This is a genomic window from uncultured Actinomyces sp. (genome assembly GCA_900541895.1).
In the GTDB taxonomy this organism is placed as follows: Bacteria; Actinomycetota; Actinomycetes; order Actinomycetales; family Actinomycetaceae; genus Pauljensenia.
Map to the genome: position 1 here is coordinate 1 of UWSI01000018.1, position 17640 is coordinate 17640.

At 54.6% G+C, this 17640-nt stretch carries 18 protein-coding genes; 1 reads left to right on the top strand and 17 read right to left on the bottom strand.

Translation table 11 applies throughout. From position 1 onward, the window contains the following. Positions 1 to 49: 49 nt before the first annotated feature. The 15 genes from QZR18_RS05630 to QZR18_RS05700 all read right to left on the bottom strand — a co-directional run bounded on the left by QZR18_RS05630 (position 50) and on the right by QZR18_RS05700 (position 15089). Positions 50 to 475: a hypothetical protein gene (locus QZR18_RS05630; RefSeq protein ID WP_295910627.1), complete on the bottom strand. Its 426-nt coding sequence runs from the start codon at positions 473 to 475 to the stop codon at positions 50 to 52. Positions 476 to 738: 263 nt separating this feature from the next. Continuing rightward, positions 739 to 1737 carry a tRNA (adenosine(37)-N6)-dimethylallyltransferase MiaA gene (gene miaA, locus QZR18_RS05635; RefSeq protein WP_178703619.1) on the bottom strand — a complete coding sequence of 333 codons (999 nt, stop codon included), beginning with the start codon at positions 1735 to 1737 and terminating at the stop codon, positions 739 to 741. Continuing rightward, positions 1724 to 3262, bottom strand: coding sequence for a tRNA (N6-isopentenyl adenosine(37)-C2)-methylthiotransferase MiaB (gene miaB / locus QZR18_RS05640; RefSeq protein ID WP_178703622.1), 1539 nt, complete (start codon positions 3260 to 3262; stop codon positions 1724 to 1726). Before miaB ends, miaA begins: the two co-directional genes overlap by 14 nt. Positions 3263 to 3274: 12 nt before the next feature. Further along, complete coding sequence (locus tag QZR18_RS05645; RefSeq protein ID WP_178703625.1) at positions 3275 to 3775, bottom strand: CinA family protein; 501 nt, start codon at positions 3773 to 3775, stop codon at positions 3275 to 3277. Further along, positions 3765 to 4361 (bottom strand): regulatory protein RecX, encoded by a 597-nt coding sequence (locus tag QZR18_RS05650; RefSeq protein WP_178703629.1) that lies wholly within the window; start codon positions 4359 to 4361, stop codon positions 3765 to 3767. Before QZR18_RS05650 ends, QZR18_RS05645 begins: the two co-directional genes overlap by 11 nt. Positions 4362 to 4364: 3 nt before the next feature. Beyond that, positions 4365 to 5456, bottom strand: coding sequence for a recombinase RecA (recA, locus tag QZR18_RS05655; protein WP_178703632.1), 1092 nt, complete (start codon positions 5454 to 5456; stop codon positions 4365 to 4367). Positions 5457 to 5657: 201 nt separating this feature from the next. Continuing rightward, on the bottom strand, positions 5658 to 5906 hold the full coding sequence (locus tag QZR18_RS05660) for a DUF3046 domain-containing protein (RefSeq protein ID WP_178703633.1): 249 nt from the start codon (positions 5904 to 5906) through the stop codon (positions 5658 to 5660). Next, positions 5903 to 6226 (bottom strand): helix-turn-helix domain-containing protein, encoded by a 324-nt coding sequence (locus QZR18_RS05665; RefSeq protein WP_026066718.1) that lies wholly within the window; start codon positions 6224 to 6226, stop codon positions 5903 to 5905. The genes QZR18_RS05660 and QZR18_RS05665 overlap by 4 nt, the downstream gene beginning before the upstream one ends. A 199-nt stretch (positions 6227 to 6425) precedes the next feature. Then, positions 6426 to 7070 (bottom strand): CDP-diacylglycerol--glycerol-3-phosphate 3-phosphatidyltransferase, encoded by a 645-nt coding sequence (gene pgsA / locus QZR18_RS05670; protein ID WP_295910632.1) that lies wholly within the window; start codon positions 7068 to 7070, stop codon positions 6426 to 6428. A gap of 18 nt (positions 7071 to 7088) precedes the next feature. Further along, entirely contained in the window at positions 7089 to 9767 is a 2679-nt protein-coding gene (locus QZR18_RS05675) for a DNA translocase FtsK (protein ID WP_178703635.1), read from the bottom strand. Positions 9768 to 9839: 72 nt separating this feature from the next. Continuing rightward, positions 9840 to 10772, bottom strand: a complete 933-nt coding sequence (locus QZR18_RS05680; RefSeq protein ID WP_178703638.1) for a PfkB family carbohydrate kinase — start codon at positions 10770 to 10772, stop codon at positions 9840 to 9842. A gap of 54 nt (positions 10773 to 10826) precedes the next feature. Further along, the gene (locus tag QZR18_RS05685; protein WP_019127182.1) at positions 10827 to 12518 is read right to left on the bottom strand and encodes a ribonuclease J; all 1692 of its coding nucleotides are present in this window, start codon (positions 12516 to 12518) and stop codon (positions 10827 to 10829) included. Positions 12519 to 12565: 47 nt separating this feature from the next. Continuing rightward, a complete protein-coding gene (locus tag QZR18_RS05690; protein WP_295910635.1) occupies positions 12566 to 13117 on the bottom strand; it encodes a GNAT family N-acetyltransferase in 552 nt (183 codons plus the stop codon). Then, positions 13114 to 14445 (bottom strand): pitrilysin family protein, encoded by a 1332-nt coding sequence (locus QZR18_RS05695; protein WP_178703641.1) that lies wholly within the window; start codon positions 14443 to 14445, stop codon positions 13114 to 13116. The genes QZR18_RS05690 and QZR18_RS05695 overlap by 4 nt, the downstream gene beginning before the upstream one ends. Next, the gene (locus QZR18_RS05700; protein ID WP_178703644.1) at positions 14445 to 15089 is read right to left on the bottom strand and encodes a hypothetical protein; all 645 of its coding nucleotides are present in this window, start codon (positions 15087 to 15089) and stop codon (positions 14445 to 14447) included. Before QZR18_RS05700 ends, QZR18_RS05695 begins: the two co-directional genes overlap by 1 nt. A 168-nt stretch (positions 15090 to 15257) precedes the next feature. Between QZR18_RS05700 and QZR18_RS05705 the strand changes: the two genes are divergently transcribed. After that, positions 15258 to 15980 (top strand): LacI family DNA-binding transcriptional regulator, encoded by a 723-nt coding sequence (locus tag QZR18_RS05705; protein ID WP_178703646.1) that lies wholly within the window; start codon positions 15258 to 15260, stop codon positions 15978 to 15980. A gap of 39 nt (positions 15981 to 16019) precedes the next feature. Here the strand turns inward: QZR18_RS05705 and QZR18_RS05710 are convergent, their stop codons facing one another. Further along, the gene (locus tag QZR18_RS05710; RefSeq protein WP_178703649.1) at positions 16020 to 16316 is read right to left on the bottom strand and encodes a ferredoxin family protein; all 297 of its coding nucleotides are present in this window, start codon (positions 16314 to 16316) and stop codon (positions 16020 to 16022) included. A gap of 13 nt (positions 16317 to 16329) precedes the next feature. Beyond that, positions 16330 to 17634: an FAD-dependent oxidoreductase gene (locus QZR18_RS05715; protein WP_178703651.1), complete on the bottom strand. Its 1305-nt coding sequence runs from the start codon at positions 17632 to 17634 to the stop codon at positions 16330 to 16332. Between the last annotated feature and the right edge of the window lie 6 nt (positions 17635 to 17640).

Consider the following 17640-nt stretch of genomic DNA (forward strand, 5'->3'; position numbering starts at 1 on the left):
GGGAAACCCAGGGTTTCCCCCACCCACTCATTTTCAGATCACTAAACGCCTACTTCTTTTTCTTGTGGAAGCGCGGGCTTGTGCCCAAGTGGACTGGAGACGAAATATAGTCGCCGCCCGGGGAAGCCGCGGAATCATCAAGGCCACGATAGACATAGTTGGGATCTTCATCCTGCAGGCTTAGTGGGAACTTGATGCCATCAGCGTAATCTGCAACCTCTTGAGGAAGAGGGACCGAACCACCTTGACTAGAGCCAAATCCAGTAGACCCTTCAGTGTCCTTCCCTAATTTTTTCTTATCAGGAAGTGGATTTTCATCCGGGAATTGAGTGGGGTCAGTGCTCAGCATCGCTTCAAGATTCGTTGGCCCGAATCCTGTTCGTTCATTCCACGAGTTCCCGGAATTCATGCCAGTTCGGACCAGAAGCTGAAGAAGCTGATTCCCGGTTGCCTGCGGCCATTTCTCACGTGCCAAGGCCAGAAAACCGGTAGTGATCGCTCTGCGGCACAGTTCGAGCAGTCCATTTTTTCGACATTCTTGTCTGGATATACCCTCACATTAACATTTGCGCCAAGAGATGCCGTAACCACCTGCCCCCAAGAGGAACGCGCCGTAAGCTGCCCATCGGGAGCAATGGCCTAAACACCAACAACACCCCTTATTGACAGCCATCTCGCCTCCCTTTCTCTTGAACAGAAAACAGAATACGGGAGCCTAAGGAACAATCTAAAATGTCTCTATTGAAGTGCTGACAACACAACCCGACGGGCAGTCTGTAACGCCGCCTCGGCACTGGTGGTGGCCCCATCGACGCTACGATCGATCCACACGATTCTGGGGTCGCGGCGCAGCCACTTGACCTGCCTACGAGCCAACTGACGCGTTGCCAAAGCAACAGAATCAATGGCCTCGGGGATCGTCATATCACCGTCAATAACAGCAAGAGCCTGCGCATAACCGGTTGCCTTGGCGGCAGTCTTTGTATGTCGAAGCCCCAATCGGTCTAGTTCCCGTGTTTCCTCAACAAGCCCCTGGTCAAACATCAAGCGAGTGCGCTGCGCAATGCGTTGATCAAGCTCCTCCATCGGCCAACGAAGCGCAAGCATGACGGTGGGTGCCGCATACATGTACTGCGGCATCGACGAAGAGTAGGGTTTCCCCGTCAGCTCAATGACTTCAAGCGCTCGAATAATTCTGCGTGCATTGTGTGCGTCAATGCGCTGCGCAGACACCGGATCCAATTCCTCGAGTCGATGAAAAAGAGCGGCCACTCCCCCGGGTTGGCAAGACTCTTCCTCAAGACGTTTCCGAAGCTGAGGATCTGTCCCGGGAAAGTCAATCTGGTCCAAAAGCGCCCGCTGGTAAAGCCCCGAACCTCCAGCAACAACTGCAAGATTCGAGCGAGCGTGAATCTGTGCGATATCGGCGCGAGCGTATCGCTGGTAGGAGGCGACAGAAGCCTCGTCACTAATCTCCAAGACATCAATTTGATGATGAGGAATTCCGCGGCGCTCCTCAATCGGAGTTTTCGCCGTACCGATATCCATTCCGCGATACAGCTGAAGCGCATCTGCAGAAACCAGCTCCCCTGCGTGTGCCCCCATATCCGCGGGTAGGCTCTGTGCAAGGTCTAAGGCAAGATCACTTTTTCCCGAGGCCGTGGGCCCCACCACCGCAAGGATCAGTTGCGATGGCTGAGCTAGGCGAGGCAAAGATGCAGTATCAGGCATTTCCATTCGGAGCCCCGATACGGATGCGAGGCATACCAAGGGAGATCTTCGAATCTTCTTCGTGCGCTTGACGCTTTTGCCAAGCATCTCCCGCACGAGTCCGACGAAGTTCAAAGAGACCGCCATCTTCCAATGCTGAATCAGCAATGAGATGGTGAGGAGCGCCGTGCGTGACACGAGCGCGAAGCATGTCACCAGGACGCGGACGATCGGCTTCACTCATTCCCAGGGGAAGGGCGACGTGAACCAGACGGTTATCACGCGCTCGTCCAGAAATACGGTGGGTTGCTCCGTCTTTCCGACCTTCTCCTGCGGCGACAAGCACCTCAACTTCATTTCCAACAAGTGCTGCATTATCCTCGGCACAAATGCGTTCTTGCAGAGCCAATAGGCGCTTGTAGCGTTCAAGAGCAACGTCCTGTGGCACCTGATCCTCTCGGTCAGCTGCCGGGGTACCGGGACGCGGAGAATACAGGAAGGTGAAGGCGGAACTGAAGCGTGCTTCTTCAACAACTTCGAGAGTCTGCTGGAAGTCTTCTTCAGTCTCACCAGGGAATCCGACGATGATGTCCGTGGTAATTGCTGCGTCGGGAATTGCAGCGCGTACTCTCGAAAGAATTCCCATGAAACGATCACGGCGGTAGGAGCGGCGCATTTGACGCAGGACCGCGTCCGAACCCGACTGAAGCGGCATGTGCAAAGAGGGCATGACCGTTGAAGTCTCGGCCATCGCCTCAATCACGTCATCAGTAAAGGCCGCCGGGTGTGGACTTGTAAAACGCACGCGTTCCAAACCGTCAATCTTGCCTACGGTTCGCAGAAGATCAGCGAAAGCACCGCGCTGACCGAAGCTCACGCCGTACGAGTTAACGTTTTGTCCCAGAAGGGTAATTTCAATTGCGCCCTCATCGACAACAGCTTGCACTTCTTCAAGAATTTCACCGGGACGGCGATCACGTTCTTTTCCACGAAGATGAGGAACAATGCAGAAGGTGCAGGTGTTATTACAGCCAACTGAGATTGAAACCCACGCCGCGTATGCACTTTCACGGTGAGTGGGAAGTGTTGAAGGAAAAACCTTCAGGGATTCTTCGATTTCGACAGCCGCCTCACGATTGTGCTCTGCACGGCGAAGAAGCGCGGGAAGGACATCGATGTTGTGGGTACCGAAAACTGCATCTACCCAGGGAGCTTTTTCGATGATCCCGTCACGCATCTGTTGGGCAAGGCAACCGCCCACTGCAATCTGCATTCCAGGGCGTTCACGCTTGACTGCCGCAAGCTGCCCGAGGTTTCCAAATAGACGCGTCGCGGCATTCTCACGGACGGAGCAAGTGTTGATAACAATGACGTCTGCACCCATGTCTCCGGCGTCAGTTGCGCGCGCTGCTGCGGCAGGAACGCGGTCGACAGGGACTAAACCCGCCTTCTCTAAGAGGCCCGAAATACGTTCGGAATCATGCTCATTCATCTGGCACCCAAGGGTGCGCACCGCGTAGGTTCGCGGGAAGTCCATCATTTCAACACTCATCGTCGTTGAATTCTAGCGCGTATGGATATTTGGTGTCGCTTTCAGTACTTCCCTGAATAGTTCGAGTGCGGCGATCACTGCGCCCTGCCGGACCTGGTCGCGATCTCCACTCAGATCAAGACGACGTACACGCGAACCGCCCTCCCACGCGCAAGCAACATAGACCGTTCCAGCAGGATGTCCATCAGCAGGTCCCGGCCCCGCGACTCCCGTCGTTGACAAACCAAAATCCGCACCCATTAGTGTGCGAACACCGTGTGCCATTTGCCGAGCAACTTCATCATCAACGGGACCCGTCTGCGCAAGGCGTTGATCGCTCACCTTCAAAACCGAATGCTTCGTATCCGTCGCGTAGGTGCAGACTCCCCCACGTACAGCATGTGAGGCACCCGGAACATGAACGAAAGCCGCGCACAAAAGACCACCGGTTAAGGACTCTGCGACAGCAACAGTGAGGCCCTCATTGCTTAAACCAGTAATCAGTTCCTGACAAAGAGCATCTTCAGTACTCATCATCCCTGCCTTCAACGATTGCCTCAAGCACGCGTATACAAACCTGAGGAGAATATCCTTTGCGCCCAAGCATCGAGAAAATACGTCGACGCGCAACCTGATCATCGCAATTTGGCATCGAACGCATCTTCTTCTGAGCAAGGTTTAAAGCCCGCTCAAATTGTTCATCGGCGCCGATTTCTGAGAGCACGGTATCGATGATCTCCGGGGAGATCCCCTTCCGTTGAAGATCGACGCGAAGTGCGGAACCTGTTTTCCCACCTGCCTCAAAACGTCCCCGAGAAAAGGCACGCGCAAAGGCAAGGTCATCTACCAACCCCAACTGAGTAAGGCGTTCGATAACAGAGGCGGCCACCTCAGAAGAGAAACCCCGACTGGTTATTGCGCTTTCTAACTCGCTTCGTGAACGGGCACGAACATCGAGCTGACGAAGGGCTACCTCACGGGCGGCCTCGAATGCAGCTTGTCCTTCTAGAGCAGCATTGCGCTGGCGCATAAGAGCCTGGCGCTCAGCCGGGCTCTTAGTGCGCGCGCGCGGACGAACATCCTCTTCCGATGTGGTCTCTGGGTCGTAATAACGGACCATTGACTAGAAGCCAGCATCCTCGAGTGAGTCATCGATATCTGATGTAACCGGCTCTGTCAGTTCGCCATCTTGCACGCCGATTCCCAAAGAAACCAAGATCTTCTGTTCAATTTCATTGGCCAATTCGGGATTATCCGAGAGGAACTGGCGAACATTTTCCTTGCCTTGCCCAAGCTGATCATCACCATAGGTAAACCAAGAGCCAGACTTACGGATGATGCCGGTTTCCACGCCCATGTCGATAATCGACCCTTCGCGGGAGATGCCCTTACCGTAGACAATATCGAACTCTGCCTGCTTGAAAGGCGGCGCCATCTTGTTCTTGACGATCTTTGCACGGGTGCGGTTACCGACGGGAGCTCCAGCTTCCTTCAGGGTTTCAATTCGGCGAACATCAATGCGGACGGAGGCGTAGAACTTCAGAGCCTTACCGCCGGTTGTGGTTTCAGGGTTACCGAAGAAGACACCGATCTTTTCACGAAGCTGGTTAATGAAGATTGCAGTTGTCCCGGTCGCCGAGAGAGCACCGGTGATTTTACGCAGGGCCTGACTCATCAAGCGGGCTTGCAGACCAACATGAGAGTCGCCCATTTCGCCTTCGATTTCAGCCTTGGGAACAAGTGCAGCGACAGAGTCGATGACAATGATGTCAATACCGCCCGAACGAATCAGCATGTCGGCGATTTCCAGCGCCTGCTCGCCGGTATCAGGTTGGGAGACCAAGAGGTTATCCGTGTCGACACCTAGGGCACGCGCATAGACGGGATCAAGTGCGTGTTCAGCGTCGATAAATGCGGCGTTTCCGCCTGCTTTTTGCGCGCTGGCAACTGCATGAAGCGCAACGGTCGTCTTACCGGATGATTCAGGGCCATAGATCTCAATGACGCGCCCCCGAGGCAAACCGCCAATTCCAAGAGCGACATCAAGGGCTAGAGAACCAGTGGGGATCACCTGCACCGGGGGACGAGAATCATCTCCCAGTCGCATGACAGAGCCCTTACCAAACTGCTTATCGATCTGTGAGAGCGCGAGCTCTAAAGCCTTATTTCGGTCCCCATTCGCTGATGAAGAGGAACCCTTACGAGCTACTGCCATGGTGATACCTTTCGTCGAAGCCTCTCCGGCCACTGTTCATCTGGTCTATGCAGCAGATCCCCTCTCCGGGGACTACTCAGTGAAGATATGCTCGACCACAGGCATTTGCGACCACTTTTCCATATCTGTGGAAAAACTGATCACACTTCACTTCTTCCACAGAATAAATGGAACAAATGTTCGATGCATGTCGACACGCCATTAGGAACGCTTCGAACGACGATTCTTCTCACGCTCTTTCGCATCAAGACGATGAACCCAGCGCACGGCCTCGTCTGCATCACTTTCACGAAGCAACTCAGACCAGACCATATCTGGCGAAACTCCCCTATCAAGGGCCTCCACACAGGTTCCCCGCAGTGAAGGTAAATATAGGTCAGCCGTCAATGAGCGTCCAAGGGTAGCCCCATAGACGTCATCGACGGCATCCCAAAATTCAGAAAGAGTCACGAGATCAGGGTCACCGGGACCAGATTCTCAGGAACAGTGTCCGGAACAACAGTTCCATCCAAGACAGCCATACGCTCAGAAACCTCACGCAGGATGTACCACAGCGGCACGCCCAGGGCCTCACTAATCGCGTCAAGAAGTTCAGATGACGCTTCCTTCTGCCCACGCTCAACCTCGGAAAGATAACCCAAGGAGACTTGCGCCTCGGAAGAAACTTCTCGCAAAGTACGCCCCTGCTTACGGCGAATCTCACGCAGAACATCGCCGATTTCAGTACGCAGCAACGGAGCGGCTGCGCGATCATGGGCGGGGCGATTCATAGCTTGACGATAACCCGCCGCCAGCGCCTTCTGCATGGCCAGCTCATTCAGTGGACGCACAGAACTCGGGATATTGTTCTTCTGCTTCTTCATCATGTTCTTCCTAACGTCTGAACGACCCTGCCTATTCCCACCATACACGAGGGATTTAGAACTTGCGTCTATGTCGCTCAACTTTGTGCTCAAGGCGCAACTGTAGTTACGCCTCGCTTTGAGGCTCAGGATCACGAACCTCACGGGCAAGAATGAGGCCCTCACGCACATACGCAATACCCGACCAGAGAGTCGCAGCAAGCGCGGCACCCGCAACACACAAAGCCGACATTAAGGCAACCGACGCCCACCCGCGATTGGCAGGATTGAGAACGTAGAAATAATCCCACGGAATCAAGAGAAGGAAAATAGCCAAGACCTGAAGAACGGTCTTTATTTTTCCGGACTGCGAGGCCGAAACCACAATCCCCCGCCGCAGGAAGAATGCGCGCATGACAGTGATTCCCAATTCTCGGATTGCCACGAGAATCGTGAACCACCACGGGAGAACACCCTGAATGCTCAGAATAATGAACGCACTGAGGGTGAGAGCCTTATCTGCAAGAGGATCGACGACACGACCAAAGTCGGTGACCAAACCGTAGGCGCGCGCGATCTTTCCGTCAAGCTGATCGGTTGCAGCGGCGACGCAAAACACCAGCAAAGCCCACCACTGTGCACTCCATGTGTCCACAAACTTTAAGTAGATGAATACGGGGACTAGGAGCAGGCGAAAAAGCGTCAGCGCATTGGGCACATTGATCGTAGAGACCTTCGTATAGCGTTCAACACGCGACACGTGAGTAGCCACGACCTGCCCCTTTGCTTCTTAGCGCCCGGTCAACTGCCAGGCGTCTTCATTCTCTTCAGGCTCTTCATCGACCCAGTCGGTCCGACCACCAAAATCATGTCCGGAGTAAGGATCCGAGGAAGCTGTATCCCCATCGTACCCGTTTGAAGGAGCCTTAGACGACTGGTCAGCAAAATTCGACGAAGAAACTTCCTGTTGCTGAGTAGGTGCGGGCGCGGGTTCAGGGGCGCTCTCTCCCCTGAGCATGGCCAAAATTTCGGGGAGCTGTTCGGGAGCTACCAATACCTGGCGCGCCTTCGAGCCTTCAGAAGGCCCAACAATCTCACGCGATTCCAGGAGGTCCATCAGACGCCCTGCTCGCGCAAAACCAACGCGAAGCTTTCGCTGCAGCATCGAGGTCGAACCCAGCTGAGTTGAAATAACCAGCTCAGCTGCGGCCAAGAGATCATCAAGATCGTCACCAATGTCCTCGGCAACCTTTGCGGTCTTTGCGGGGGCAAGAACATCCGGACGGTACTGAGCCTGCATCTGTTCTTTAACGTGGGAAACGATCGAATGAATTTCAGATTCAGTAACCCAGGCACCTTGAACACGCATCGGTTTACTTGCGCCAGAAGGAAGGTACAAGGCGTCACCTTGACCGATGAGCTTCTCCGCACCAGGCTGATCCAAAATCACTCGAGAGTCAGCCAAAGATGAGGTCGCAAATGCCAAACGCGAAGGAATATTCGCTTTAATCAAACCGGTGACAACATCAACGGAAGGACGCTGAGTTGCAAGGACGAGGTGAATACCAGCTGCGCGCGCAAGCTGGGTAATACGCTGAACCGAAGCTTCAACATCGCGGGGGGCAACCATCATCAGGTCCGCGAGCTCATCGACAACGACCAGCAAGTAGGGATAGGGTCGCAATTCACGATTAAGACCCGGAAGAGCCTTCACTTGGCCTGCAGACACAGCCTTGTTGAAATCATCAACATGCTTAAAGCCATATGTCGCAAGATCGTCGTAGCGCGCATCCATTTCCTTCACGACCCATTCAAGCGCTTCAGCGGCCTTCTTCGGATCGGTGATGATCGGGGAAATCAGGTGCGGAATACCCTCGTAGATCGTCAATTCGACTCGCTTGGGATCGACCAGGATCATGCGAACCTGCGAGGGCGTCGCACGCATCATGATCGAGGTAATCATCGAATTCACGAATGACGACTTACCGGAACCAGTCTGGCCAGCAACCAGAAGGTGCGGGGTCTTCGCCAGGTTGGTAACGACGTAGCCGCCTTCAACATCCTTACCAACACCGACAACTAGGGGATGTTGGTTACGCTGAGCAGCGCCAGAGCGAAGAACATCTCCCAGCGCGACAGTTTCTCGGTCCGAGTTCGGAATCTCAATACCGATTGCCGATTTTCCGGGAATCGGGGCGAGAATTCGCACGTCTGCCGAGGCCACAGCGTAGGCAATATTCTTCGAAAGGTTTGTCAGGCGATCAACCTTCACTCCTGGCCCCAAGGTCACTTCGTAACGTGTCACTGTTGGGCCGCGAGAGAAGCCAGTCACTTGGGCATCAACATTGAATTCTGCGAAGACCTGACGCAACGCCTGCACGACTTGATCATTGACCGCCGAGCGAGTCTTATGGGGAGCACCGCGCACAAGAAGCTCGCTTGAAGGAAGCGTATAGGAGAGGTTCTCATCCAGTTCCGCTTGGAATCCACCTGCAGGCTCTTCAGTATGAGCAGGCGGCTCAGGGTCGGCCTGGTCCTCGATATTTTCGGTGACCGAAAGAGCAGGAACCTGCATTGCCTCCGTTGGCGCATCCATCGCCGAGGAAGCGGGCTGTCCCTCGGGAACATGCGGCGCTGAGGCAGGCATCACCCGAGTGCGCTGCGTATCCACCCGGGAAGGAACATCTTCTTGGGGCTCAGATTCCACTGCCCTGCGGAAGTGTTCATCGCCGTCATAGGAATCCAAGAAAGGATCATCGCCAGCAGCAAGGGAACGACGCGCCTCTTCACGCGCTCGCGCTGCCGGATCGCTTTCCTCTGGCCTCGTCCGCTTAGCAAGACGGTCAACACATTCACGGACCAAGGTCGGAACCTGCGCAACCTGCGTACGCGTCCCTAAAAGGATCGAGTAGAGGAAAAGAAGAATCAAGAGTGCCGCCGCACCCCACGACGACAGCATGAGAACCAGAGGCCGAGCAATAAACCAACCGAGGATTCCACCCGCATTCTCGATCGAGATAGCAGAGTCAAAAGCGGGGTTACCTTTGCTGACATGAACAAGACCGGTCAAAGAAAGGACAACACCAAGGCTACCTGCGACGCGGTGAGGCAAGGCTGAATTTCCTGAGCGGACACGAACTAGCTCGACAGAGAAGGCGACCAAAATAATGGGCAAAACGACGGAGAAAATCCCAACAAAGCCCGCTGCACACAGGTGAATGAAATCCCCCGCTTGCCCCGAAATACCAAACCACTCACGCAGTGCGACCAGAACGGCAACCGCCACGACAATGAACGCAAGCGCATCGCGTTTCACCTGAGCATCGGTCGCGCGCCATGCTCGAATCATCGCAAGAATACCGCGTCCGATCCCGGAAAATACGCGCGCGAGAAGCCCCGGGGTCGCAGTGGACTTCCCGGCTCGTGAAGAAGATTTCGAAGATACTGAAGATGGGGATTTTCGTGCCATGGTAGGAAAAACGCTACCGCCGCATACCCGCGAAAAGGCTTAGGCACGCCGCGAAAGCCTCTTCCGAGTGCGTCACACATGCCCGTTCTTCATAACTTCTCGGATCTGCTCCCAGCTTGGAACAGGAAGAGCCGACTCATGAGAAATGGTGATCGCAGCAGCCGCATTCGCCATTCGTGCTGCTTCAACAAAATCATATCCCAGAAGAAGTGCCGCACACATAGTGGCGATGTGGGTATCCCCCACCCCGGCGGTATCAACCGTCGCGGATTCATACGCGGGGATCGAAATCCTGGGTTCATCAGCATGAAGTTGCAGTTCACAGCCCATAACGCCCAGACGACGAACGAAGACCGCGTCCGGACGCATGACTCCGCGAACTCCAGTTCCGTGCTCATAGGGAGCAAGAATGTCAGACAGAGTCGCGGCCTCGCGAATATTCATTGAGACAACGTCCGCGCGCCCCAGTAAACGTGGCCATACGGACACTGGGACCTGAGCGACAGCAGGGGAAACGGAAACTACCAGGGTAACGCCTTCGGGAAGATTCACGGCCCATCCAGTGAGGATTTCTGCACTTGTTGGATTCGCCAGATCTGAGCCCGATACATGAACTAGATCCCCTTCGCGGATCTCCAAGGCATCCAAGGATTCACGCGAAGGTTCTGATTCCACCCCCGTAGTGACAATCGAGGTCATCGAACCATCGGCTTCGACCAGCTGAATCGCAACGCCAATGTCACCGACAAGTTCGGGAAGAAGAACCTTCACTCGTGCTTCATGGAGGAGTTGACGAACCATATACGAATTGGGACCGGTCCCCAGGGGCGAAGCGGTCGCGGTATAGACACCGAGCTTTGACACAGCAGACAAAGCCGTGAAACCACCCGCTGGAAGCGAGGTTGCTGCAGCTGCGTGAACGGAGCCTCCCCGTTCTGGCAGCTGATAAATACGCATGGGAAGAGAGAGCACAATCGAATAGGTCGAGATAAAACGCCCGGTCATGCTTCTACCGTACCTTACGCTCGTGTCTCTATCGGTGTACTCAAGTCCCACCCACTATTGCAGGACGACAACTGGAACAATCATGGGGCGTCGACGCAAATGACGGCCAACCCAGCGACCAATAACGCGACGCATCGCCTGCTGAAGGACGTGTGCATCAACATTTCCGCCGGAAGCGGCCTCTTCGAGGGCTGCGGTGACGTCGGGAAGAATCTCGTCAAAAACTGAGGAATCTTCGGCCATCCCAATTGCGCGAATTGTCGGCGGTGCAAGAACCATCCCCGACTCACCCTCAACAACCGCGTAAACGCTCACAAAGCCTTCAGATCCGAGGGTGCGTCGAGTGGCCAATTCATCTTCGGAGATCTCTCCGATAGAGGAACCGTCAACGTAGATGTACTCACACGGAACCGCACCGACGACTCTGGCATGTCCATCTTCGAGATCGACGACAACGCCATCTTCAGCAAGAACAACGTCTTCCGGCTTGACGCCGGTGAGTACTGCCAATTGACCATTGGCAACCAAGTGGCGAATCTCCCCGTGGATCGGCATGACGTTCTTCGGCTGAACAATGTTGTAGCAGTAGATCAGTTCTCCCGAGGCCGCGTGGCCGGAAACGTGAACCTTAGCATTCGCTTGGTGAACAACCTTTGCACCCAAACGCGTGAGGTCGTTAATGACGCGGTACACCGAGTTCTCGTTACCCGGAATCAAGGAAGACGCGAAAATCACCGTATCGCCGGGTTCAATACTGACAAAGCGATGCGATCCCTGCGAAATTCGAGAAAGGGCGGCCATTGGCTCTCCTTGAGACCCAGTTGCCATGTACACCCTCTGATTGGGAGGAAGCAGGGAAATCTCATTGGAATCGACAATGAGTCCCTCAGGAATTGTGAGGTACCCCTTCTCCTGAGCGATACGCATATTCCGTTCCATAGAACGGCCAACCAAGGCAACACTGCGACCATGATGTGCAGCTGCGTTGATGACCTGCTGGACACGGTGAACATGCGAAGCAAAAGAAGCGACAATGATCTGACCTGTTGCCTCGGCAAAAACTTGATCCAAGACCGGGCCGATCTCGCGTTCTGGGGTAACGAAGCCGGGCACTTCGGCATTCGTTGAGTCCACCATGAACAAGTCCACGCCTTCTTCACCAAAACGCGCGAAAGAGCGAAGGTCTGTCAAGCGGTGGTCAAGAGGCAGCTGGTCCATCTTGAAGTCACCAGTGATCAGGACTTTACCTGCGGGGGTGCGAACGAAAACAGCAAGTGCGTCTGGAATCGAGTGGGTAACCGCAACGAACTCGCAATCGAAGGGACCAATTGCTTGGCGGTCTCCTTCTTCGACAACATGAAGGTTTTCGGCAGAAAGTCGGTGCTCACGGAGCTTGGGCTCAACAAAAGCTAAAGTCAGGTCGGACCCATAAATCGGAATATCTTCGCGGAGTTTGAGCAGATATGGAACCGCGCCGATGTGGTCTTCATGCCCATGAGTCAAAACCATGCCGACGATGTCGTCAAGACGGTCTTCAATCCACGAAAAATCGGGCAGAATCAGGTCGACCCCAGGCTGAGACTCTTCAGGGAAAAGAACGCCGCAGTCGACAACCAGGAGTTTGTCACCAAATTCCAAAACATTCATATTGCGGCCGACCTCACCCAGGCCACCCAGCGGGACAATCCTGAGATTCCCCTTCTTCAGAGGCGCAGGTTCAGGCAGGTTGTCGTAAAGAGGCATCATGCAATAAGTGTGCCACGTCTAGCCTTCAGAGGCCTGATGTGACCGTTTTAAGAATGCAATGCCCACCACAGGTGTTCATCCCGAGCCGCGGGGATTTCCGAGTCGAAAACAAAGTGACGACGCATCCCCGCGGGAGAAAATCCGCATCCTTGGATGAAGCGAATAGTCAGGGTATCTTCTGGTGCAACCCACAACCGCATTGACTCCGGGTGGAGGGTATCCACAAGAGCTGCTAGCAGACGCGATGCATGTCCGATACGCCTAAAACTACGGTGCACGTAGAGGCTGCTGATTTCTTGCCCTTCTGGAATGACGCGTCCTGGCGGCTGCTCAAGTTCCAGAGCGGGGGCATGCGAATATGCGATGAAACCAACGGGAGTCTCTTCTTCAAGAGCAACCAAGGTCTGCCCCTGCGTTGGCCTGTTTCCAGCAAGAGTTTCTTCCCACATCTGACGTGTCTGCGTCAGAACCTGTGCACGAAGCGGATGCGCTGCAGGCAGCGCACAGGCATTAAAGACTTCAGTGAAGAATTCTTGGGCCATTGCAGCAATGGCAGCGGCATCACTGGAAGTTGCTGGGCGAACGCTTCGTTTAGTCACGCACGATCCTCCGGCACCACTTCAGCAGTGAAGACGCATCGCCTCGCAAGCTCCTGCGCAAGACCACGAACATCTTCAGCTTGAACCGCTTCGATTCGAGCAAGCGCAGCATCAACACTGAAGTAACGACCACTCAGCTCAGCGCGTCCCAAGCGGGACATGCGAGAAAGCGTATCTTCCAACCCCAGTGCCATACCTCCGCGCAGCTGCCCGCGAACGCGAGCAAGCTCGTCTTCGCGCGGGCCAGTTGCGGCCAGCTTTTCAAGCTCCGCCTGCATGAGCTTTTCAACCTCGGAAGCTCGTTCTGGTGCTGTCCCGGCATACATTCCCCAGGCTCCCGCATCCGAATAGGGGGAATCGAAGGCATATGTCGTATAGGCCAAGCCACGCTTCTCGCGGATCTCTTGGAAGAGTCGCGAAGACATCGAGCCGCCCAGAATAGAAAGCAAAACCGACATCACGGGACGTCGATCGTCACCGGCACGCATCGATGGGCCACCAACAATGACATGTGATTGTTCAATATGACGGTGGCGCGTTGAGCGGACCGGTTCACAAGCGGACGACCACGATCCCTGCGTCGAACGCCTCGGACGCGGAACTCGCTGCTCCTCTAATTCTTTTGCCCACGTAGGATGCAAGGAGCGCTGTACTTGCTCGACAAGTTCATCGTGGTTCACATCCCCTGCTGCGGCAACAATCAGCGAGGAGGGCGCGTAAACCCGGCGATAGTAGTCCCACACATGGTCCCGTTCAACGGCGCGAATCGTTTGGGCACTTCCACCAACCGGACGTCCCAAAGAGTTATCGCCAAACACTGCCAATTGGAAAGCCTCGTGGACAACCTCGAGAGGATTGTCTTCTGACATCGCGAGCTCATCGAGGATGACCCCGCGTTCGATCTCAAACTCTTCTGGATCGATCAGGGAGGCAGAAATCATGTCTCCCAATACTTCAACGGCCATTGGCGCGTCTTCGCTCAGTACACGCGCCCAATAGTTTGTGTGTTCTTTTCCGGTTTCCGCATTGGACTCACCGCCAACCGCATCAAATGCTTCGGCGATATCAAAGGCACTTCTCTGCGCGGTTCCTTTGAAGAGGAGGTGTTCAAGGAAGTGGGTCGATCCGGCACTCACCTCATCCTCATCTCGCGAACCAGCCCCAACCCACCAGCTCAGCGCCAGTGAACGTGTTGCCGGCACCTTTTGAGTAATGATCCGAAGGCCATTAGGCAGAACGCTTCGTTGAACAAGCGCCCCCGAGTCCTCCCATTCTTCAACGCCATGCATTGTTTCCAGCGGAAGCTGGCGGAAACCCTCAGTTGTCATTAATGTGTCTCTTTTTCCGTTGCCGAGGACGCGCTTGCCTGATGTCCTTCTGTGCCCTGAGCGGCGGTGGCAGTCTTGCCTGCAGTCGGGGAAGCCATGCCAGCGGCAGCTGGAGTCTTTGCTGAGGCGGAAGTTGTGGCCTCGTGAGAAGAAGTGGAGCTTGCCGAAGATGACTTCTTCTGAGTCGAAGACAAAGCAGTTGGGTGCGTCGCCTGATGCAGAGCGCGTGCTTCCTCAGCCGTTCGAGGAATTCCACCGGTCAAGCCAACGATAAGGAGAATAAGGCTGACGATCGCTTGAACTGCAAAGAAACAAGCCATCCAGCGCAGGCCAACTTCCATTCCTTGGAAGGAGGACACCATAGCCGTCAGATAGCTGAACACTCCGGCCACAGCACTGACGAAAAGACTCCACGAATAGAAAACACGAGCCGAAGTGCTGGTCACCAGTCGTGCGATCGCAGCGACCATACAGGTCGCAAGTGCTGGAGCAGCAACGATAATCAAGGCACTGAGAGAGACCGAGGCAATTCGACCTGGCTCCGAATGATCAAGACTTGAGAATGTGCTGACGATCAGCCACGCCAGAATATCCAAAACCAAAAGCACTGCGCAGACAATTGCGTCTGTCAAACGTCGAAGCATTCTTCCTCCTCGCTCCAAGTAGTCACAGCTTAATAGGTGAACTTTGCACCCGCAGTGTGATTGATCCACAGGATGCACGATACCCGGCGTGTTTCCACAGTTTCTGCTTCCTAGAGTGGAAAGAAGGGCGGTTGCGGCACAGTAAAGGCCACAGGAGAGGAGGCTTTTATGTCCACGACACCGACGATTTCCGACGTTGCGCGTCTAGCTGGAGTATCTGTCGGAACCGTTTCGCACGTCCTCAGAGGAAAGGTCAAAGTCAGCGAGCACTTAACCCAGCGAGTTCACCAGGCGGCTAGAGTATTGGGATATGCCGTCGACCCTTCTGCTCAAGCACTTCGCTTGGGATATCAAAACATTGTTGGTGTTGGTCTTTTAGGCGCGCGCAAAGAAGTGGAACACGCTGCCTGTTCTTTCCTTCTCCCTTTTGCCCAGGAACTCGGGCAAAACGGCATGGAAGCATTGCTCCTCTCCCCCGCTCATGACTCCGCCAAAGACCTGTGTGTAGAAGATTTCACAGAGCTTGTCATGCGCGCGAAACGATCACACCTACATTCTCTCCTCATATGTCGAAGTGCTCATTTTCCCTCGTGTACATACATCGACGCCGAAGCACATGCGGCGCGGACGGATACAGATACCGATAGGCATCGATTGTTTCCGATAGCTCAAAGCATTCCAGTACCTCGGACTCTTCCTATATTCGAGGTTCATCTGAATGCTCTTGGTACCAGAAAACTCCATGGAGAGCGAAGGACGGCGTCACTTGAATGGCGTCCACTACGCGTAGGAAGTGCTTCTGCAGAGGGCCACTCCCTCACCCGCGGAAATATCGCCGATTGCATTGCGGCAATCATGAATTCAAGAGATGAAACAAAAGTGGTGGGTTGAAAGCAAACTCTTTCAACCCACCACTTCAAGGAGAAGCTCTTAGCCTTCCCGGAACATGATTCCGAAACCGCTCCTGGGATAGTGCCACTTCAGAACACCTTCAGGGGCAAGAGCCAAGCAGGTACCGCACTCGAGGCATGCGGCATATTCCACCCCGACACTCCCGTCCTCTTCTACCGAGTACACATGTGCTGGGCAGATTCGCTCCAAGAGCTTGCCGGCGCCGGTAGCACGAGCGCGCTCCTGGTCGACCTCGATATGAGATTCTTCTTCGTCAAGGTTGTAAGTGTTACGCGAAAGACGCGCGGGAACACTCTCAATTTTCAATGTGCTCATTGTTCCTCCTGCCTCACAATGCCTTGATACCTGCCAAGCCGTCACTGATGAGATCACGCAAACGCAGGCCAGAAGCCTTGAACGCATCCATCGCGACCTTCATGATGTGGCGACGCGGGCGAAGATCATGGTTGAAGACTCCGTAGAAAACCTCTGCAGCAAGGCGTCCATAGTCCTTGTACATACGGGGACGCTCAAGGAAAGCAGGAGCCTTCGCGTAGGTCTGCATGTCCTGCCCGACGAAGGAAGATTTCAACTCACTGAGGTAACGATCCATCGCTGCCTGAGAGAAATCACCGGATTCAAGGGCAGCATGAACCGCCGTTGAAGCCGCGAGCGCAGAACCCGCAGCAAGATCCATCCCTCGAATGGTCAAACCAGTGTTAAGAGTGAATCCAGCTGCATCACCAATAATCACCAAACCTGGACGGGTGAGATCGTGGGTCACCATCTGAGGCCCATCTTCGATGGTCAGGTGGCACCCATACTCAAGCAATTCGCCGTCTTCAAGAAGAGGAGCAATTGCCGGATGAGTGAGCAGGTGATCATGGACATCCGAAGAGGACAAGCCCGATGCTTCCAAATCATCCAGACGCATGACAACACCAATAGAGACGGAATCTTTATTGGTGTACATGAAAGCTCCACCTGCAACACCCTGCGTCGCATCCCCAACCATGGCGTATGCTGCACCGCAGTTATCGCGCACATTGAAGCGATCTTCAAGGACCTTCTCGGGAAGAGCGATCACCGACTTCACACCCACTGCAAGGTGCTTCTTCGGCTCTTTAGCGCGGATTCCCGCCTGCTGGGCAATGAAAGAGTTCACCCCATCTGCGGCAACCACAACGTGGGAGCGCAGCTCATCTTCTCCGGCACGAACACCAACGACCTGTCCGTTTTCGATGATGAGTGAGTCAACCTTCACACCCGGCATCACGGTGACACCGGCTTCCTCGCACTTCTCGCTCAGCCACAAATCAAGCTTTGCACGCAACACTGTGACTGCATTGGCGGGCTCAGCGAGACGCTGATCCCAGTAGTCAATGTTGACGGCAGACTTTTCATTGAGCAGGCTGACGATATTACGTGTGATTCGGCGTTCTACAGGAGCTTCATGAATGAAGTCCGGGAAGACCTGTTCCATTACTCGGCAGTAGAAAACACCACCCGAGAGATTCTTGGAACCGGGTTCCATCGCACGCTCAATGAGAAGGACCTCGTGTCCTTGTCCGGCAAGAGTGTAGGCGGCGACACAACCGGCTACACCCCCACCGATGACGATGACCTCGAAATCGACCTCTACTTCTTCAGACATACTCTT